This is a genomic window from Novosphingobium sp. HNCC26DJ243 (assembly GCF_057180545.1).
Map to the genome: position 1 here is coordinate 1 of NZ_JBXUGN010000027.1, position 322 is coordinate 322.

Annotated in this window: 1 pseudogene; it reads right to left on the reverse strand. The window is 63.0% G+C overall.

Features of this window, described 5'->3' with window-relative positions:
* Positions 1-5: 5 nt before the first annotated feature.
* A pseudogene (locus AC2A04_RS18300) lies at positions 6-322 on the reverse strand (integrase core domain-containing protein); the annotation flags it as partial.

Genomic DNA, 322 nt, shown 5'->3' on the forward strand with positions numbered 1-322 from the left:
CAGGGTCACGGTGACGGGCTGGGGGCGTCACCGGGATTCATCAGCGTGATCGGGGGCTTGTTGCCAATGGCACCGTGTGGCCGATCCTCGTTATAGTATCTGCGCCACTCCACCAACTTTTCGCGGGCGTCTGCAAGCGTCAGGAACCAGTGGGTGTTGAGGCACTCTGGCCGGAAGCGCTCGCTGAACGCTTCGATGTAGGCATTATCCGTGGGCTTGCCGGGTCGGGAGAAGTCCAGCGTCCCCCCGTTGATGTAGGCCCACAGGTCGAGGTCCCGGCTGACGACTCGCAGCCCTGGTCGACCCGGATCGACTTCGGATA